The organism is Gottfriedia sp. OAE603 (genome assembly GCF_040543965.1).
In the GTDB taxonomy this organism is placed as follows: Bacteria; Bacillota; Bacilli; order Bacillales; family Bacillaceae_G; genus Gottfriedia; species Gottfriedia solisilvae.
Genome location: NZ_JBEUNN010000001.1, coordinates 1604063 through 1620540 on the forward strand (window position 1 = coordinate 1604063; position 16478 = coordinate 1620540).

Below are 16478 nucleotides of genomic sequence, written 5' to 3' on the forward strand. Positions count from 1 at the left end.
ATGAATTTAAAATATAGAAGATTAGATAGGACTAGATTTCATATGTATAAGGGAGAATGATAGCGATGAAAAAGAAATTATTGGTTTTAGGTGCTGCATCGATTCTGTTATTGACAAGTCCATCTGTAAGTTTTTTTAATGAAAAGGCTTATTCTGCAACATCAAGAACTATTATTCCAGGAGCACATGATGTAAAAGTTACGCAGTTTGATGGTGTAAGTGGCAATTGGCTTACAACAAAAAATCCAATTCAATATAATGCTGCGATTGAGTTTGGAAACCTGGGATTAACGCCATATAACTGGGGAAATAAAGATGCAGGAACTGGTTGGTATAAAATGTATAAACCTGCAGAAGTAAAGGGTACTCAAATTAATGGTATGTTTGAAGATTCAAAGTTTTTAATTCGTGTTCCTGAAAATTGGAATGGGAAATTGGTTGTTGCAGGAATCCCAGCGACTCGAAGTGAAACCGCAACAGATTTATTATTTAGTGATTATGTCCTAGCAAAAGGATATGCATTTGCAGCTTCAGATAAGGGAACACAAGGTGAAGTTGACCCATTAGATTCTTTAGCAAAATCTAAAAATGCATTATCGGATGAAGAAGATAGTGTTGCAGAATGGAATAAAAGATTCCGAGAAGTGACAAAAGCTGCTCAAAAATATTTAATTGAAAATCATGCAGACAAACTAATTGATAAAAATGATAAGCATAATCCAGCAAGTAAACTCGTTCACAAAAAACATAAAATACCAACGTATGCGATGGGAATTTCAAACGGTGGATATGTAGTCCGTTACGCTCTTGAAAATGATGGGAAAAAGAAAACCGGAGAACCAGCTTTGTATGATGGAGGAATCGATTGGGAAGGCGTTCTATGGAGAGCGAATGAACCTAATTTAATAAGTTCCTTAACACCAGTCGTAAATAATGCCGAAAAAGCATTGTATGGAACAGGTACTGAAAAAGAAGAGGCAATTCAAGAAATGTATAATTCAGGATTACCGAAAGGCTCTGAACAACTATGGAATTATCATGATCAAATTTATTGGTTTATTACATTAAATATTTATCGTGATGAGTTTGATCCGAGCGCAGAAAATCGTATCCCATGGAAAAATTATTTGAACTTTACAAACGGCCTTAGAGACCGACAATATGATTGGATTTTTAACAACTATAACTATCAATCTCGTCCATCATCAGTGAAAGAAAACGTCAAGAAAATAGAAAATACTGGAGATATAAATGTACCTTTAATTAGCCTAACTGGTTCACTTGATACACTTATTTTTCCATCAGTCCATGCAACACCCTATGAAAAATTGGTAAAAGAATCAGGAAAAGCCAAAAATCATCGTCTTTATACGATTGAAAAAGCCAACCACGTTGACAGTCTTGTTTGGAACGCAGCTACCGACCAAAAGAAAGAGCTACAACCACTTCTCCCTTATGTTTATCAATCTTTTGATTTACTTGAAGAATGGGTAGAAAAGAAAAAACAACCACCAAACAGCAAATCAATACCAGTACCTTCTAATTCTACGAGAGTGATTGATTTAAAAACTGGACATGAAGTCGAACCTTTAACGACAGAGAAAAAGTAAATTATTAATAGAATACTATTAAAAAAGTTAAATAATAGAAGAGCATGTTTTATGAATCTTTATTAAAACATGCTCTTCTTGTTAACACCTAAGATAGTTATACAAGGTTTAATAGTAATTTAATCAAGTGGTTGAATGTATCCTTTTTTAAAATTTTTGATCAATATAAGTTTATAGAAGCAAATATTCAAGAATATCCGACTTTTTATAATGAATATCTCTTACATGAAAAAATAAGAATTTATATTTTGCATAACTTATTTCTAGAAAAAAGTTATAGAACTTAAACATACAATTACTTAGGAGCTGAATTTGATTCAGCTCCTATTTTATTATCAGGCGAGATAGTTAAGGAGGAAAAGTATATTATTAATAGAATTAAATTATTAATATAATTCTAAGGAGATAATTAATGAGTTACATTATGGATTTAAGAAAAGTAATTGGTAGTCGTCCTATTATCATGACTGGTGCAAATGTTATTCTATTGGATCAAAATAATAGATTGTTATTGCAACTAAGAAAAGATAATAACTCATGGGGATTACCAGGTGGTTCATTAGAAATGGGAGAGACTTTGGAAGAAGCAGCAATAAGGGAATTAAAAGAAGAAACTGGTTTAACAGCAGTATCACTTAAACTATTTAATGTTTTTTCTGGGGAAGAATTTTATTACAAATATCCTCATGGTGATGAGGTATATAATGTAATTTCAACTTATATATGTACGGAATATCAAGGGAAAATGGAAATAGAAGAAAGCGAAGTGCAAGAATTGCGTTTTTTTAACTTAAATGACATTCCGTCAAATATTAGTCCACCTGAACTACCGATAATTAGGTTGTTTATTGATTCCATATTAAAGAACTAATGCATTCTAAAAATAATTAATCTAAGGAGCTCATTTCAGCTCCTTATTTATTATTTTGCATATATCGATTAAAAAAAGGACGAAATAATTTTGAATTATAAGAGGTGGGGAAATGTATAGTTCAGAAGAAAGAGAATTGTATTTTATCAGTCTAGTAAACAAGCTAAAGCAGTCAGTCTCAATAGAGGGAATCATCCAATTAGGTTCAGGTGTGACTGGATATAGAGACAAGTATTCTGATATAGATTTAATGGTCTCAACAGCAGTTGCTGTAGAAAGTGCAAAAGAAATTATTATTCAGACTCTTGAAGAGCTAGGTTCATTTTTTATTAAAGAGGTAACACTTCAAGAAGGAATATATTTGCTAATTGCTTTTCTGAAAAATGGACTTGAATTAAATGTTTCAGTTTTAGCAACAAACGATTTAAATGTGAAATCACCCTTATGGAAAATTGTTTTTGACCGATCAGGTCTGGTGGAAAGAAAAATGATTGATGAACACCGCCAGTTTATAGAAAAACCCATAAAATATAAAATTGATAATGACATTGTATTCAAATTTTTGTACTTTCGAAAGAAATGTAACATCGAGGTAAAAAGGAATAACATAATCTATGCACTGCAAATGCTAGAGGAAATGAGAAAGCTTACACTAATAGTCCAAGCTTTCAATGAAGAAAAAAAACTCCATCAATTTAAAGCTTATGAAACATTAGAGTCAAATTTTATTAACTCATTTTTGGATACTTATCCAAAAAATACTACGAAAGAAGCTGTCATCGAATCAGCAGATGAGATAAAAGATTTATTTTTCTTTATCTTGAAAGAAAGTCCATTTAAACCGAATGATGAAAATTATCATTTGCTGATGAATGAGTAATATAAAAGGGGAAAGAAATATGCAGTATTTTATTGGTATCGTACCTCCAGAAGACATAAAGATAAGAATATTAAAATTCCAACAACAATGGAAAAATAATGATCTTTTCAATGTTGTTGAGCCACATATTACAGTAAAGGCTCAAGGGGGATTAACCTCAGACAAAGATTGGTTAACAAAAGTGAAAATAGTATGTAAAAGTTTTTCATCATTTCACGTATCATTAAATGAACCAAAATACTTTGGAGAGAGTGTGCTTTATTTAAGTGTAGATTCAGAAAATATTTATGAATTGCACCGAGAAATTGTGAACGTAGTTGCTCCAGAGCATAATTTAATTAAAAAGTATATGGAGTTAGAGGATTATGTACCACATCTTACATTAGGACAAACAAACTTTGGATTAACAAGTACGGAATTAAAAGATATGGATGAAAATGCGGGTAGAGAATTAAGTCCTTATCCGACATTCGAGGTTAATTTTATTAGAGTATATCAAGAAGTTGAAGCAAACAAATACATAAAACATTTAGATATTCATTTACAAAATAGTTTATAAATTATTCAAATACAAAATGATAAAAGGGGGACGCCAAAATAATAAAACCTTCAGTTATCTTAGGGGTATTTTCAGGTTTGATCAGTATGATCTTGTGGGTCATTTTAACCTATTTTAATCCTTACTCAAATGTTAAAGAAATAGGTGTAAGTATAAGTACACTATTTTTGTTGTTACTTCCTGCCTGTTTAATGATTTATGCATCCTTAAATTCCAAGAAAAGTTTTATGTTATTTGCTTTTATTTGGTCGATCCCATTTAGTTTCTATTTTGCAATGACACCTGGAATATTTGCCATATTTGGAATCACCAGTCTGAGCTATTTAATTAGTTATTTCTTTATAAGAATAGAAAATAATCATTTATCAACCACTTCCAAAACGTAAATAGGGAGCTGTTTTCACAGCTCCTAAGACATTATATAATTCATTTTAGAGTTAGTTTTAAACCCTAATATCCTAACATCTTACATGTTTACGTTTAAACCCCTTCAAACCTCTATCTAGATCCTTTTGAATATTTTGAGAAGCATGGAGGATACCGTTCTTTTTGTTTTCACGCTTGATTTCGATTGGTCCTATTTCCATAGCGGTTTCTACTGCTTTATCATGTTGTGGTATATATGAAATAGCGACTGTGTATACAAAATTATTCATTGCCGATTTTGTTCGATCAGGAGAATCTAGTATCGTGTTTTTTACTAAATCAAGCATATCTGAAATCTTACTAGCACTGAATTCCGTGTCTGGGCGATTACCTAATAGCCAGCAGTAACAGCTCCAACCCGCTGACATTTTTAGTTCTTCTCCACTTGCAATCCACTTATCTGCAACTTCTTGAGCAATATCGGTTTCTGCTAAGGTTACAGCAACTACATAGTCAGATAGCATATAGAAATATGCAGTATCAATCCATCGCTCAAAATCTGTTTCTGTCATGACCATTGGATCGGCAATGACTCCCGCAAAATACATGGCATCGTAGTTCCCGGTATCATAAAGCTGATCAGCTAAAGGTTGGTTTTTCTTTATTTTCCTTGAAAGTGGCTTCATTGCGCCTGTAGCTACTCCAAAAAGTGGTTCATGTGCACCATTACTTATGTAAGTTTTTTTTGTACGTTCTTTACCGAGTGCCTCCAATTCCTGCATAACTATTTCAAAATCCATCTTTTTGTACATCCTTTCTAAACTATTACCTATTTTATTTACATATATTTTATCATTTCTTTTTTAACTATTCTGCATGTTAATACAAAAATGATCTAATAGGAGAATTAATTGAAATGATACCAAAATTATGTGGCACAAGTCCTGAGCAGTTAAGTGTGCAGAATTAAGGAAGTTAAATCTTTGAAATCATGACAGGATTTAAAAGTGATCTGTTCTGTTTAATACGCTACGAAAGTATATTTATAGATAATGAGAAAGTAAACATACCTATACTTCCTTATATGATATTAACTCCATTTAATAGGGGTAATGATAAAGGAGAATTATGATGGTAAAAAGAGTATTATATTTTGGAGATTTTGGCATAGATGATACGGTCGCACTGACTTATGCCCATCTGACAGAGGAAATCGAGGTAATTGGAATTGTTGCAGACTATGGAAATGTTCCAAAAGAGGAAACGGTTCGAAATGTACGTTTTTTACTGAAAAGCGTTGGGAAAGAATATATAAAAGTATTTGGTGGCGCTGATAAACCAATGACAGCAAAGGGAGCAACCTTTTATCCTGAAGTTCACGGACAATTTGGCCTAGGACCAATTCAACCACAATTGGGGATTACAAAGTTCGAGAATTTCTTTGATATCATTGAGTTGATTGAGGAATACAAAAATGAAATTATCATTGTAAATACTGGAAGGTTAACCTCATTGGCAACTTTATTTCTCTTATATGAAGAAACAATGAAAAATGTCCATTCTTATTATATTATGGGTGGTGCTTTTCTGTATCCAGGCAATGTTACGCCAATAGCAGAAGCTAATTTTTATGGGGATCCAATTGCTGCTAATATTGTGATGAAATACGCAAAAAATCTATCTATTTATCCATTAAATGTAACCCAAACTGCTATTGTTACACCTGAAATGGTCAATTATATTCATTCAAAAGGTAAAACTAAGTTTTTAAAGACTTTACTAGATTATTATTATTATCAATTTTATCAAAAAATGGTACCTGGTATAAAAGGAAGTCCTGTCCATGATGCTTTAACGATGATTGGAATCAAGCGAGATGATATTTTTTCATATTTCTCTTCTTCAGTATTAGTTAACACGGTTGAAGAAAATAGAGGACAAAGTATCGGTGACTTTCGAGTTACGACAAAACCAGATACATTCGGAAATCGTCCAAAACATAGAATTGCTGTTGGTTACAATTACGAGAAATTCTATAAAGAATTTATGACTGTTATGACCGGTGAACAATTTTAAAACATATATAACGGGTTACCATGGAGAGGAATACAATAATCTATCTTTAAAACTATCTAAATTAATAAATATTCATTTAATTTAGAAAATACAGAAAATACCTTTACTTCAATTTTCAAAGTGCTAAGATAGACTTGTATATTCCTAAATAAGGAGGAAAGTAGAATGTCAAAACGTCCAATTACCGCAGAGGATTTATGTAAATTTAAATTTGTTGGAGATCCCCAATTATCCCCTAAGAAAGATAAGCTTGCCTATGTTTTAACACATGTTGATCAAGAAAAAGATGGGTACTATTCATTTATCTACATAACTGATTTAAAAGGGGAAGGTCGCAAGTTTACTTCTCATTATGTAATAGAGAGTTTAGTAAAAGATACATCACCAAAGTGGTCACCTGATGGATCAAAGCTTGCATTTCGTTCTAATCGGACTGGAAAAAATCAAGTTTGGCTTTTACATATTGATGGTGGTGAAGCAATCCAATTGACAGACGTTAAGCAAGGAATTAGTGATTTTACATGGTCACCAGATGGAAATCAGCTTGCACTTACGATCAATGGAGTATTCAAACTTTCAAACGAAGAAGAGAAGAAGGAAGAAAAAAGTGATGTAAAGGTAATTACTAGACTTCGATATAAAGGTGATGGAGCTGGTATCTATAGTGATGAACATAAGCATGTGTATTTATTTGATATCGAGTCAAAGGCTTATCGGAAGATTACAGATGGGGAGCATGATTTTTCACAACCTCGTTTTACCCCTGATGGGAAAAGCGTATTCTATATTGGTACGAAAGCAGAAGATAAAGAGTGGGGTTACCTTCCTGCGATATGGAAGTTTGATATTGACTCAAAAGAGGAGACACTCTTCTATCAAGCAAATGGATTCATTATGGCACCTTCACTTTCACCAGACGGAAAATGGCTAGCTGTTGTTGGGCATGCTCGCGGTGAAAGAAGTCAGGGGAATGCGAATGTTCTACTGTTTTCTATTGAGACGGGTGAATTGACAAATTTAACAGAAACATTTGATTACACAGTTGGAAATCTTGTTGGTGTTGATGCAAAGTATGATACAGCAGAGCAACGACTTATTTGGGACCAGGCTAGCTGTGCTATTTACTTTAATGCAACCGTTGGTGGAGATTGTCAGTTATTTAGTGTGAATTTGGATGGTGAAGTTTCATCTCCACTTTCTCCAAATGATTCAGTCGTTACTTCATATGATATCGTAAATGATGACAAAGCTTTACTTGTCCTTGCTACTCCTCATTCTCCAGGAGACCTGGTTACTCAAGATTTACATAATATGAATAAATTTAGTAAATTAACTGATTGGAATCAAGAACTTTTTGCGGAAGTATTTTTAAGTTCTCCTGAAAATTTCCAATACAAAAGTACAGATAATAAGGAAATTGAAGGTTGGATTCTGAAGCCTTATGGTTTTGAAGAAGGAAAAAAATATCCATTGATCCTTCAAATTCATGGTGGACCCGCAACAGCTTATGGAAATGGATTACATCATGAAATGCAATTAATGGCTTCTAAAGGATATGTAGTACTATATACGAACCCAAGAGGAAGTCAAGGCTATGGCCATGAGTTTGTTAATGCTGTTATAGGTGATTACGGTGGCATGGATTATGAAGATATAATGGCGGGTCTAGATTATGGCTTAGAAAACTATGACTACATCGACCATGATAATTTATTTGTGACAGGTGGCAGTTACGGTGGATACATGACCAACGTGATTGTTACACGTACAAATCGCTTTAAAGCAGCTGTTACGCAACGTAGTATTTGTAATTGGCATAGCTTCTACGGTACAAGTGATATTGGCTTCTTCTTCACAGAATGGCAGCATGGACATGCTGATTTATGGGACAATGCGAATAAGCTTTTAGAGATATCACCACTTCATCATGCACGTAATGTGAAAACACCGATCCTAATCATGCACAGTGAACAAGACTTACGCTGTCCAATGGAGCAAGCAGAACAATGGTATGTTGCTCTAAAACGTCTAGGAGTTGAAACAAAACTAATACGTTTCCCGGATGAAAATCATGATCTTTCTCGCTCTGGAAAACCAAAACACCGCTTAGAACGCTTGCAGCATTTAATCGGATGGTTTGATGAACGTCGCAATTAAACTTGATAAGTATTAAAAAAAAAGCAACAACTCGCTTGGGTTGTTGCTTTTTTAGTTGAAAGTTAATTAAAGTTAAGGGAAAGTATTCGGTGTTATAATGAGACAATAATGAAAATAAGTAATATTACTTTTGACTACTCCAATAAGTAGCTTATTATTTTTTCCTTATTTTGTAACATGCTATATAGTATAAAACAAAAGATAAAGATAGAAGAATTTTAAATTAAACTACATACATTAATAAAAAAAACTTTTGACCCCGTATCTTTTTATCCTTCTTGAAACGTTAATAGGATAGAGAGTGTGATAAAGGAGTGAACATGAATGTCTAGTAAGCTTGGCCTGCACAGCATAGAAAAGGGAATTCAGGATGAAAGGTCTGAGGAATATTATTGGATGGAACACTATCCAAAATTGCAGCGGTATTGCCGTTTTCTCACTCAAAATGAATGGGATGGTGACGATATCGCACAGGAAACATTTTTTAAAGCAGTAAAGTACTATGAACGTGAAAAAATGACTTCAGCTTTATTAAATAAAATTGCTTACAATCATTGGATTGATACTTTACGTAAAAGAAAAGATGAAACAATTAGTCCTGATATCGATCATTCGCAAACTGTAGTAAATGATCAATTCGCAGATAAAATGAATAGTGTGGATCTTCTACTTCAGCATTTTACGCCAAAACAAGCAGTAATCTTCTTTCTAAAAGAAGCATTTCAATATCAATCAAAGGAAATTGCTGATATTTTAGATACATCAGAAATGGCAATAAAATCTAGCCTACATCGTGCAAAAAAGCGATTAGAAAAAACAAATAAAGAAGAACAATCCCTTTCTGTTGAATATTTCTGGGATATTGAAGACCGCGAACAGCTGGATAAACTTTTTCATGAAGCGTTGGAAGTTCAGGATCCTACTGTTCTAATCCAAGCTATTCCTTCTTTAGATTGTATTGTTGAAAGTCCTAAAATGTTATTACGTAACTTCCAAGCATGTCGAACTCAAACTCCTTCAAGCACTCTCTGTATGGCAGCATAGCCAATTAAAGCTTTTAAGGAGGATTTATAAATGAGTACAATTCCTTATGTTATTGAAAATTCTAGTCGTGGTGAACGTTCATATGATATTTATTCCCGTTTGTTAAAAGATCGAATTATTATTATTGGCGATGAAATTAATGACCATGTTGCAAATAGTGTTGTGGCGCAATTATTATTTTTAGCTGCTGATGATCCTGATAAAGAAATTTCTCTGTATATAAATAGCCCTGGAGGATCGACCTCAGCAGGATTTGCCATTTATGATACAATGCAATATATTAAGCCAGAAATTAAAACAATTTGTACAGGAATGGCTGCCTCATTTGGTGCAATGCTTTTGCTAGCAGGAACGAAAGGTAAACGATACGCTCTTCCAAACAGTGAAATCATGATTCACCAACCATTAGGAGGGGCAAGAGGCCAGGCAACAGAAATTGAAATATCTGCACGTCGAATATTAAAGTTACGTGAGCATCTTAATCAGATCATTGCCGACAGAACAGGTCAACCAGTTGAAAAGGTTGCCAAGGATACAGATAGAGACTACTTCATGAGCGCAGAAGAAGCAAAAGAATACGGAATTATTGATGAGATTCTTTATCCAAAGAATTAACTAATTTTATAATAGGGTTTTAAAACTAAGAAGGTTAGCAATGCTAACCTTTTTTTTAATGCTTAAATGGAAAGCTTTTAGATAGGTAGTTAAAAACTTTTAAAGATGTGTGTAATAAAATTGAACAACGGCGTTTATTTCAGAAATTAATAGTAGCTAGCCGTTTTAGTTTAAAAAGGTACCACTAAGTCACTTTAAAGTAACAAACTAATAAACTAAACATAGAATATTAGTGGATTAGGACAATCATTCTTAAGAAAACAATCGTTACATAGGGAGGGTAGCTATGAGCATTGAAATTTTTTCGCTGGCACCGACTTCTTTTCAGGTGTTGAAAGCAGGGGAATCAAATCCTAAAAAAGTTAAGCGAATTATTTATGGACAAGCTACATCCGACGCAAATGGTGTAGCGACATTATATTTTACAGATAATGGATTAGCGAGTGGTACTCCATTATTAACAACAATCGATTATGCAGTAGCAAGTGTATATTCCACAAATCCTTCAATTATCGCAAGGCCAAGAGTGCAAATGCGTGAGAAAAATGTTTCTGGAAAATTTGTTTCTGCAAATGTCACGAATATTAGTGGTGTTACCGTTCTAGGAATTAATGTATTAGGATCAGAAAATCCAATGAGCGGTGTTCTTGTAGATTTTATGATATTAGGTAGTTTTAATAGTTAGTAGTAAGAGACTAAAAGAGAAATTCAATTAGTTAGATGAATACGTGTGAGACACAGAGGTGACTCTTTTTCTTTATTGTCTCATATGACAGAATATTATAAAAATGTTAAAATTAGTGAAAAAACAAAAAGAGGAAAAATATGTTAAAATCTACAGTTATTCAATCCATTCTATTTTCATTGATGGTTCATCTCATTATTTTATTAATAAATATAAAATTAGTATTAAGTCTATTTCAACCAAAATATAACCCCGGTTTTGGTTTTCAGGATAGTTATTTTGTTGTATATCATGGAATCTTTGAAAATCTTCCGGTAGTTGGAATTATTATTGGATTGACTATTACTTTTATTTTCATTGCGATCGTTTATATTATTATTAAAAGGTTATGTAATTTTATTTTGAGGTTAGTAGCTTAACAGACTATTAGATGATTTAAAGTGAATTACAGAGAAACAAATAGAATGACCAGGCAATGAATCGTAGGTTTTTCAAAATTTGTTGAAACGCAAGCAGACAATCAAATTTATAAAAAGGATAAAAGGTGTAGTAATAATGCCAATGCGTCTTTATGAAAATGGCGAGTTTCCAAAATATATTAAGAAATAATGGACTTCAAAAAGTTGTCATCCACGAGGTGGAAAATGGATATGGTGTAGGCGCATCATTTCATGTTTTTGAGTGTTCTACCCATTAAGTGAATGTGATTGGTTTAATTTTAAAAAGTAAAGACTGCAGATTGCAGTCTTTCTTTGATTTGGAGTACGAATGTTAAAAAATAAAAAATGAAAGGTACCATTTGAATGTGTACTTTTCGGGTATGAAAATGGTAAATACTTCAAATACTTCCTTTAAAGGTTTATTTAATATCACTTTTCATTTTCTAAAACATGGCACAATCGTACAGGCAGTCAGAAAGGGCGAAAACAAATGCATTGGTATGAAAAACTGAATCAATATTTTCCCATAGAAGAAATGAAATCAAGGGAGCACATGGAAACTTTATTAAAAGATCGGTCAGATATTTACCATAAGGATGAGGGCCCGCATCATGTTCTTATGTATGCGGAACTTGATGATTTTGTATTTATTGATTATTTATTTGTTTCCAAGGATGCACGCGGACAGGGTTTGGGTAATAAACTACTTGATCAGCTAAAAAAGAAAGGCAAACCGATTATTTTAGAAGTAGAGCCGGTTAATTATGATGATACTGATACAGAAAAGAGACTGCGTTTTTATAAAAGAGAAGGATTTGAGCATGCCCAATCAATTGGATATAGTAGACGATCACTCGCAACGCAAGAAATAAATTCAATGGAGATCTTATATTGGTCACCTAATAATGAGAGTGAAGATCTCATTTATAACGCCATGAAAAAAACATACAACATGATTCACACGTACAGAGACACGCATTTTTACGGTGAATCCTATCAGCCTGTTCATGAAGTACTTACCTTTAATGAAAATAAAGAAGGTCAAAACATGTTAGAAGACATATAAGTCTAATAATAGTATTTTAGAAAATAGAATATAACAACCGGAAAGTAAGCCAATGGAGTTTCACACTCACTTGGCTTTTTGTATTTTAACTTGGTTCAATATATAAAATTATATCAATGTGACAAAAGTTTTTTAGGTTCTGCTTCTTAAACATACACCATTCAATTATTAGATAGGAAGGAATTGGAAAATTTATGCAGAAGTATTCTGATATAAAATATTCGGGGGGAATTTGATGTCAAATATAACTTTGTTTGCAATTGGGGCGATATTATTGAGCGTTATAGATTATTCAATGTTTCATTTTGAAAGCAAAGGGTGGAAATGGTTAAAAAAAAGAACTAAAATACAAAAGGTTGGTTTATATAGTACTGTTTTTATAGTGTTAATCCTACTGAATTATGTAACTTCTTAATAAATTAATCTAAACTTGGATAATAAAGTTTCTTTTTAATTTTTTCAGATAAGTAGTAATAACTGATACCGTTCATTGCTAATATATTCCATTTTAAAAGTGAACATATATATTCCTTTTTAAAAATGATAAATTGGTTATAATTGTAACTTTTAAAATAGGGGATTTTAATATGTTAAAGGCAAAAATTGGAATTATTTTATGTTCAATCATTGTATGTGTCTATTCATATCAATTTATGACACAAAATTCAGATGCTGATATTTATGGCAATGATAAAGAGTCAATTATAAAATCAATACAACTAAGTGAGCGAGGTATGAATCAAGAAGACATTGAAATTTTAAAAATTATAGATATAAAGAATAATCGGATATTTCCTTATCTTTATAATAATAAGCCTGGTTTCATTCATTTTACGAAAAGAATTTCAGGAAACTACTTAATATCAGATTACGATAATCATTCAGATAGTTCATTGGAAGCTTATGTACTTGATATAGAGAGCGATGATTCAAATCAGTTGTTATTAATAGTAAGTAATGAAGCAAATGACAAATCGAAATTAAAAGTAACAGTAGATAATCGTACAATTGTAAAAGCATTAAAAATAGGTGAGAAAAACTTTTCAATTTCTAAGATACCTCGTTCGAAACATGACAGTTATAGTTTTAAATTAATAGATTGAACTAATTTGGACAGCAATAGTGGGGAATAAAAATACTATTTCTTACTGGTATTTTAATTGATGAACAAAGAACAAAGTAAAAGGCTATAGTGTATTATTAATCACTAAGGAAAAATGAAAATAGGAGAAATCATTCCTAATCAAAAATCTTTTAAAGAAAAATTTAAACTAATAGTTCATATTACGAACATACTGGTAATTATTTCTAAGTTGAACATTGAAAAAGACCCGTGGAATCTCCACGAGTCTGTTTTTATTTAATAGACTTTTACAATTGTACTAGCGCTTTTGTTTTTTGCACTGTCGATTGCATATACTGTTAGCTTCGAGTTTTTTTGTTGTTTGGCAACTTTAATTCGAACATTCCCTTTTGAATCGGCTTTTGCTTTTCCAAGGTATTTCGAACCTCGGTACACATAAACAGTTGAATACTTTTCTGCTTTCCCTGTGATCACTGTTGTTTTGTTCGTAACTTTGTTCACCACTGGCTTTGCCGGCGCGATTTTATCTAGCACCTTCAAACTAGTTGGAGCACTTTGAACATCATTCTTTTCAGCAATGATTTGGACGGTTTTTCCTGCTGTTTGTTTTGCAATCGAAATGGCAAATGTTCCATCCGCTAACGCTATTTTTTCCCCAATTGTTTTTGTACCGACTTTTACGGTAACCTTGGCATTTGGGAGGGTTTTCCCTTTTATACTAGTATGTGAATTCCAGATTGGACTCACAACAGGTGAAGCAATATAGTTTATATTAGAGACGACGAACGTTTTCGTCGTTTGATTACCTGCTAAATCTACTGCGATGAAGGAAACAGTTCCGTTATTGTTCACTGAGAACGTTGCATTCCCTGTGTTTACTTCTGTTCCGTCTGGTAGTACAATTTTTGCAATCCCAGATGCGTCACTTGCTTTTACTGTTAATAAGACATCATTCTTTGTCGGTTCAGTCGTACTTGGAACGATATCAAGTGTTGGACGCGTGGTATCAATGTTTGTAATCGTTACATCTTTTTCAGTAACATTTCCGTAATAATCGGTTGCGACAAAATGGTATGTTCCATTTTGTGAAACAGAGTAGGTCGACGTGTCGCCACGAACGATTTGATTATTTGGTAAACGAATTGAATCAATTCCGACATTATCGGTTGCCGTAGCGGTAATGGTCACCGGTTTGTTTGTTAATTCGTTTGTACTTTTTGTTAGTTCGAGTGCTGGACTATAGTAATCATTTACCGATTGATATATTTCAGCAGAACGTTCATATGCGATGGTTGACCCCTTACTTCTTGTCAGCACTTTAAAATGGAAAGTTCCTTTTCGTGTTGGAACCCATGTCAAGTTCGCTGTTTGACTGTATCCTTGAAGCACTTTCCATATACCGTTTTCTTCAATTAAAAATTGATATTCTGGATCTTGTCCACCTGTTGCACTTGCAGTAAACACATAAGATTTTGGTTCGTTTTGCGTATCTGCATAAAGTGTCACATTTGTAATCGCTGGCATTTTGGTTTTGAATGAAAAGGTGTAAGACGATTGTAAAGGTTCGTTTAAATACCCTGTTAGGGCATTTTGCTGAATGGTTAAAGTATAATTTGTCAAGGTATCCAGTTTCTCTGGTTGAATCAGTAAATAGCCATGATCACTTTCCGCTTCAAACGGTACATTGCCGTTTGGTCCTGTTAGTGTGATGCCATTAAAATCAGCAATTCTTACCGTTTGTGGAAATTTTAGCATGAACAATGAGTTCACTGGTACACCTGTCATACCGTTTGTAAGTTTCGGCGGTGTGGTAGATAACTCCGTATCGATATCAATAACCGCACTATCACTTAACGCAAAAGGTGCTGGTTTAATCTCTTTAACATACTCAAGAAAATATTTGTCTTTTTCATCACTGTACACCACTATTAGCCCGTTGTTCTGGAATGCTAATTTCTCGGGATAGATCTCGTCTTTTAGCGTATATAATAACTCATCTGTATTGTAGGTAAAGACATCGATTCCGCCATATGCATTCGCTGCGAATGTTAACTGATTTTCTAAACTAAATGCGAAATCATTGTAATCTTCGCCCATTCCAAGCGAGTATTGCATGTCTCCTGCTTGAAGTGGTGTAAGATCAAAAACGCCCCCGTGATGGTTGTATAGATGTAACCCATCAGGAGTGATATTTGATTCTTCTTCGAGGTCGTAATCCCCATGATAAGGAGAATCATATGAATTGATTATTTGTCCTTTGTCCACTTCAAACGCTTGAATATCTCTTGGCGAAACAGTTGTATCAATTGTATAAAGTTTAGAATTTTCTTTACTATAAAAAATTGATGATTGGGCATATAAACTGTAGTAGAAATTTGGTGTCGTGATTTCATTAAAATCATCCAAATGATAGACTTTCAATTTCACCCATTGGCCCGAACCAGGCGTGATATAGAGATACCCATCTTTGTCAATTGCAATGTCAAACGGATCGACATTCACATTGACGCTTTTTGTTAATGTCAGTGACTGACGGTTGATGACTGCGATTCCGCCATTTCCACCACTGTATGCGTTATGAGAGACTTTTTGGAGTGTGGCATACACATTGTCTCCATATATTTCCACATGCTCGGATGGAAACGGCAATGCGATTGGTTTGATAACCCCAGTCTCATAATTGACTGCGTATAAATTTTTACTGCCTGTTTTGGTTAGATAAACGATCGGATAATCTGGATCGGCTACCATATCACTTGGAGAAAATCCAATTGGAATTGGACTTGTTGCTGCTTTTACTGATTTGTCGAGCATCTTGATTGGCAATAGACTGCTAATTACAAGACTAAACATCAGTAAAATGATGTTAAATTTCTTCATGTTCTTCCCCCTATTCTAAACGTGGTCTTCTTTCTCCATCGACCATCTATTATTCTAGCATAAGGGTGTTGTTTAAAACATAAGAAAAGAGCCATTGAATATGTTAATAAATGGAAACGTGTTGTGGCTTTTTTTTCAAATATTT

General features: G+C 33.2%; 16 protein-coding genes. 14 read left to right on the forward strand and 2 right to left on the reverse strand.

Annotated features, from left to right (window positions below):
• Nucleotides 1-65: 65 nt before the first annotated feature.
• From ABID96_RS07905 to ABID96_RS07925, 5 genes are all read left to right on the forward strand, one after another.
• On the forward strand, nucleotides 66-1610 hold the full coding sequence (locus ABID96_RS07905; protein ID WP_483300718.1) for an alpha/beta hydrolase: 1545 nt from the start codon (nucleotides 66-68) through the stop codon (nucleotides 1608-1610).
• Nucleotides 1611-1732: 122 nt separating this feature from the next.
• Nucleotides 1733-1897, forward strand: coding sequence for a YxiJ family protein (locus ABID96_RS07910; RefSeq protein WP_377897047.1), 165 nt, complete (start codon nucleotides 1733-1735; stop codon nucleotides 1895-1897).
• 125 nt (nucleotides 1898-2022) lie between these two features.
• Complete coding sequence (locus ABID96_RS07915; protein WP_192601536.1) at nucleotides 2023-2481, forward strand: NUDIX hydrolase; 459 nt, start codon at nucleotides 2023-2025, stop codon at nucleotides 2479-2481.
• 112 nt (nucleotides 2482-2593) lie between these two features.
• Complete coding sequence (locus ABID96_RS07920) at nucleotides 2594-3361, forward strand: hypothetical protein (RefSeq protein ID WP_192601537.1); 768 nt, start codon at nucleotides 2594-2596, stop codon at nucleotides 3359-3361.
• 19 nt (nucleotides 3362-3380) lie between these two features.
• Complete coding sequence (locus ABID96_RS07925) at nucleotides 3381-3920, forward strand: 2'-5' RNA ligase family protein (RefSeq protein ID WP_192601538.1); 540 nt, start codon at nucleotides 3381-3383, stop codon at nucleotides 3918-3920.
• Between the two features lie 458 nt (nucleotides 3921-4378).
• Here the strand turns inward: ABID96_RS07925 and ABID96_RS07930 are convergent, their stop codons facing one another.
• Nucleotides 4379-5086: a DNA alkylation repair protein gene (locus tag ABID96_RS07930; RefSeq protein WP_192601539.1), complete on the reverse strand. Its 708-nt coding sequence runs from the start codon at nucleotides 5084-5086 to the stop codon at nucleotides 4379-4381.
• A gap of 331 nt (nucleotides 5087-5417) precedes the next feature.
• On the opposite strand from ABID96_RS07930, the gene ABID96_RS07935 reads away from it, so the two are divergent.
• From ABID96_RS07935 to ABID96_RS07975, 9 genes are all read left to right on the forward strand, one after another.
• Nucleotides 5418-6362 carry a nucleoside hydrolase gene (locus ABID96_RS07935; protein WP_192601540.1) on the forward strand — a complete coding sequence of 315 codons (945 nt, stop codon included), beginning with the start codon at nucleotides 5418-5420 and terminating at the stop codon, nucleotides 6360-6362.
• Nucleotides 6363-6527: 165 nt separating this feature from the next.
• Nucleotides 6528-8519, forward strand: coding sequence for a S9 family peptidase (locus ABID96_RS07940; protein ID WP_192601541.1), 1992 nt, complete (start codon nucleotides 6528-6530; stop codon nucleotides 8517-8519).
• A gap of 324 nt (nucleotides 8520-8843) precedes the next feature.
• Nucleotides 8844-9563, forward strand: a complete 720-nt coding sequence (locus ABID96_RS07945) for a sigma-70 family RNA polymerase sigma factor (RefSeq protein WP_192601542.1) — start codon at nucleotides 8844-8846, stop codon at nucleotides 9561-9563.
• Between the two features lie 30 nt (nucleotides 9564-9593).
• A complete protein-coding gene (gene clpP / locus ABID96_RS07950) occupies nucleotides 9594-10178 on the forward strand; it encodes an ATP-dependent Clp endopeptidase proteolytic subunit ClpP (protein ID WP_192601543.1) in 585 nt (194 codons plus the stop codon).
• Between the two features lie 286 nt (nucleotides 10179-10464).
• Nucleotides 10465-10863, forward strand: coding sequence for a hypothetical protein (locus ABID96_RS07955; protein WP_192601544.1), 399 nt, complete (start codon nucleotides 10465-10467; stop codon nucleotides 10861-10863).
• Nucleotides 10864-11003: 140 nt separating this feature from the next.
• Nucleotides 11004-11282, forward strand: coding sequence for a hypothetical protein (locus tag ABID96_RS07960; RefSeq protein WP_192601545.1), 279 nt, complete (start codon nucleotides 11004-11006; stop codon nucleotides 11280-11282).
• Nucleotides 11283-11793: 511 nt separating this feature from the next.
• Nucleotides 11794-12369 carry a GNAT family N-acetyltransferase gene (locus tag ABID96_RS07965; protein WP_192601546.1) on the forward strand — a complete coding sequence of 192 codons (576 nt, stop codon included), beginning with the start codon at nucleotides 11794-11796 and terminating at the stop codon, nucleotides 12367-12369.
• A 235-nt stretch (nucleotides 12370-12604) separates the two neighbouring features.
• The gene (locus ABID96_RS07970) at nucleotides 12605-12784 is read left to right on the forward strand and encodes a hypothetical protein (protein ID WP_192601547.1); all 180 of its coding nucleotides are present in this window, start codon (nucleotides 12605-12607) and stop codon (nucleotides 12782-12784) included.
• Nucleotides 12785-12956: 172 nt separating this feature from the next.
• Nucleotides 12957-13472, forward strand: a complete 516-nt coding sequence (locus ABID96_RS07975; protein WP_192601548.1) for a hypothetical protein — start codon at nucleotides 12957-12959, stop codon at nucleotides 13470-13472.
• A 257-nt stretch (nucleotides 13473-13729) separates the two neighbouring features.
• On the opposite strand, the gene ABID96_RS07980 is transcribed toward ABID96_RS07975, so the two are convergent.
• A complete protein-coding gene (locus ABID96_RS07980) occupies nucleotides 13730-16333 on the reverse strand; it encodes an Ig-like domain-containing protein (RefSeq protein WP_192601549.1) in 2604 nt (867 codons plus the stop codon).
• Nucleotides 16334-16478 lie beyond the last annotated feature (145 nt).